The 2757-nt window shown below is 68.3% G+C and carries 2 protein-coding genes; one reads left to right on the top strand and one right to left on the bottom strand.

Annotation, left to right across the window (positions count from 1 at the left end; all coding sequences use genetic code 11):
* Positions 1-253 precede the first annotated feature (253 nt).
* Positions 254-577, bottom strand: coding sequence for a ferredoxin FdxA (gene fdxA, locus QRO91_RS22205; protein ID WP_005409054.1), 324 nt, complete (start codon positions 575-577; stop codon positions 254-256).
* 193 nt (positions 578-770) lie between these two features.
* Here fdxA and QRO91_RS22200 point away from each other — a divergent pair, with 193 nt between their 5' ends.
* Positions 771-2195 carry a sugar porter family MFS transporter gene (locus QRO91_RS22200; RefSeq protein WP_049430667.1) on the top strand — a complete coding sequence of 475 codons (1425 nt, stop codon included), beginning with the start codon at positions 771-773 and terminating at the stop codon, positions 2193-2195.
* The last annotated feature ends 562 nt before the right edge of the window (positions 2196-2757 follow it).

Genomic DNA, 2757 nt, shown 5'->3' with positions numbered 1-2757 from the left:
GCGGCCCCCGGGGCGCCTCCCGCCCCCCCCCCACGCGCGGGTGATGGAGGCCCCCGGGGAGAGGCGCGCGGGGGCGCAGACAGGCCCCGCCGGCGGGGGGGGGGGGGCGGGGGCGCCCCCGGGCCGTGGGGCCCCCCCGGCCCCCCCCCGGGGGGGGGGCGGGCGCCCCCCGCCGCCGCGGCCGCTGGCCCGCCGCTACCGGAAATGGAAAAGGGCGCCCAAGGCGCCCTTTTTCGTTGCTGCTGCTTGCGCCTCAGCGCTCCAGCAGCTTCAGCTTGTCCGGCTTGCCATCCCATTCGCCGGCGTCGGCCGGCGGGTCCTTGCGCACGGTCAGCACCGGCCATTCTTTCGCCAGTTCGGCGTTGAGGGCGACGAAGCCTTCCTGGCCGGCGGGGACATCGTCCTCCGGGAAGATCGCATTGACCGGGCACTCCGGCTCGCAGAGGGTGCAGTCGATGCACTCATCCGGGTCGATCACCAGGAAGTTCGGGCCTTCGTGGAAGCAATCCACGGGGCACACTTCCACGCAATCGGTGTGTTTGCACTTGATGCAGTTTTCGGTGACGACAAAGGGCATGGGCTGGAGGTGGATCGATTCCTGAACCCGCCAATTCTAGAACAGGTTGGCCCCCGGTGTCGGCGCAGGGCGGAAATCGGGCGTCTGGCAGGCGCGGCCGTGGTGGTCATTGGCGGCAGGGCAGGGCCTGTGCGACGCTGCGGGGCGATCGGTCACCCATCGTGGCCGGATTCTCTTCCCAGCAGGATCGTCCATGTCCCAAGCCCAGCCCGGCACCGCGCCCCACGGCGGTGAGAACACTGCATTCATCGTCCTGATCAGCTGCGTGGCCACCCTTGGTGGATTCCTGTTCGGCTTCGACAGTGGTGTCATCAATGGCACGGTCGACGGCCTTCGCCAGGCCTTCAACTCCAGCGAGGCGGCGCTCGGTTTTGAAGTCGCTTCGATGCTGCTGGGGTGCGCGATCGGTGCCTTCCTGGCCGGCTGGCTGGGGGATCGCCTGGGCCGTCGTGGCGTGCTGATCGTGTCGGCACTGATGTTCCTGGTGTCGGCGCTGGGCGCCGGTGCTGCCCACGCCTCCTGGCTGTTCATTGCTGCACGCGTGCTGGGCGGCTTCGCGGTGGGGGCGGCCAGCGTGATGTCGCCGGCCTACATCGCGGAGGTGGCCTCGGCGCGCTATCGCGGGCGTCTGGCCACTGTGCAGCAGATGGCGATCATCTGCGGCCTGTTCGCGGCGTTCCTCAGCAACTACCTGCTGGCCCGTGCCGCCGGGGCCTCGACCGAGCCGTTGTGGCTGGGCCAGGAGGCCTGGCGCTGGATGTTCTGGATGCAGGCGCTGCCCTCGGGGCTGTTCCTGCTGCTGTTGCTGGTGATTCCCGAAAGTCCGCGCTTCCTGGTCGTGAAGGGGCGCCCGGAGCAGGCGAGGGCGGTGCTGTCGCGCCTGTATGGTGAGGGCACGGCCGCGACCAAGCTGGCCGAGATCGAGGCCAGCCTGGCCCAGGACCAGCACAAGCCGCGCTTCGCCGACCTGCACGACAAGGTCACCGGCAAGCTGCGCCCGATCCTCTGGGTCGGCATCGGCCTGGCGATGTTCCAGCAGCTGGTCGGCATCAACGTGGTGTTCTACTACGGCGCAGTGCTGTGGCAGGCGGTCGGCTTCTCGGAAAGCGACGCGCTGTTGATCAACGTGCTGTCCGGTGCGCTGAGCATCGGCGCCTGCCTGCTGACGGTGCTGTTGATCGACCGCATCGGGCGCAAGCCGCTGCTGTGGATCGGCTCGGTCGGCATGTCGGTGGCGCTGGTGCTGATGGTGGTGGCCTTCGCCAGCGGCAGCCTGGCCTACGGTCGCCTGCAGCTGTCCGACGGCATGGGCCGGCTGGCGCTGGTCGCGGCCAATGTCTACGTGGTGTTCTTCAACATGTCCTGGGGCCCGGTGATGTGGGTGATGCTGGGCGAGATGTTCCCGAACCAGATCCGCGGCCCGGCGTTGGCCGTTGCCGGTGCGGCGCAGTGGACCTCGAATTTCGCGATCACCGTGACCTTCCCGATGCTGCTGGCCGGCATCGGGCTGGCCGGCGCCTATGGCATCTATACGGTGGCGGCCATCCTCTCGATCGTCTTCGTGGTCCGCTACGTGCGCGAGACCAAGGGCAAGGAGCTGGAGCAGATGGAAGGCTGACGGCGACTGGCTTCGGTTGCATTCCGTTGGCGCCTGCCTGTCCAGAGTGTGAGGGGGCAGGCCGCCCTCTCCAGGACACGCAAAAGCCCATCCATGGTGCTCGATGGCACCTTGCTCGCGTGCGCAGGACAGCGCACGCGGCAAGACCAGGGTTGGGCTCCTGCCCAACCCGTCGGGCGCATGCGCCCAACCCATGGCGCCAACGGTCCCGGCTTGAGCTGCCCCGCCTTCGCGTCAGGCATTGCGGTTCTGGCGGACGCAGGTCTGCGCGTCGGGATTGAATTGGCTGCGGAGGGGCGAAGCTGTTCGTGCCGCCTTCGCGGGAAACTGTCAGGAGGGGGGGGGGGGGCCCCCCCCCCCCCCCCCCCCCCGCCCCCCCCCCCCCCCCCCCCCCCCCACCCCCCCACACTTTTAGACCCCGCCCCCGCGCCCCCCCCCCCCACCACCAACACACACTCCCCCCACACCAAAAAAAAATATATTATTAAAAAAAAAAAAAAAAAAAAAAAAAAACCCCGCGGGGGGCGTTGTTTTTTGTAGTCTCTCCTGCCCCGACTGCACT

This window comes from Stenotrophomonas maltophilia group sp. Smal32, from assembly GCF_030237085.1.
Taxonomy (GTDB): domain Bacteria; phylum Pseudomonadota; class Gammaproteobacteria; order Xanthomonadales; family Xanthomonadaceae; genus Stenotrophomonas; species Stenotrophomonas maltophilia_Q.
Note: the sequence above shows the minus strand (reverse complement) of the source record. Positions and strands in the feature narration are given on the sequence as shown.